Origin of the sequence: Vibrio viridaestus, from assembly GCF_003856525.1 — a bacterium.
GTDB lineage: Bacteria > Pseudomonadota > Gammaproteobacteria > Enterobacterales > Vibrionaceae > Vibrio > Vibrio viridaestus.
In genome coordinates this window covers 1-364 of record NZ_RJVQ01000179.1, presented here as the reverse complement: position 1 = coordinate 364, position 364 = coordinate 1, and the positions used below count along the sequence as shown (strand labels likewise).

At 38.2% G+C, this 364-nt stretch carries 1 rRNA gene; it reads right to left on the bottom strand.

Annotation, left to right across the window (positions count from 1 at the left end):
* A 23S ribosomal RNA gene (locus tag EES38_RS22035) occupies positions 1-134 on the bottom strand; the annotation flags it as partial.
* Positions 135-364: the final 230 nt, after the last annotated feature.

Genomic DNA, 364 nt, shown 5'->3' with positions numbered 1-364 from the left:
AGGTGGGTTTCCCCATTCGGAAATCCTAGACTCAAGTGGTTTTTACTACCTCATCTAGGCTTATCGCAAGTTAATACGTCCTTCATCGCCTCTGACTGCCAAGGCATCCACCATGTACGCTTAGTCACTTAACCATACAACCCCAAAGGGTCTTCTGGATAAACAACCAAAGTTGTCTGCAGTTATTTAAACATGATGCAGACTTTGATATTTGCCGGACTCAATTTTGAAACCTTACTTAAAAAGTAAGTTTTCCCAAGAACACTTGATTGTGTGTTGGTGTTTATCCTAATGATAAACATTGAGAACTTTTACAAACATTCTAAAAAGAATGTTTTGTCAGCTTTCCAAATTGTTAAAGAGC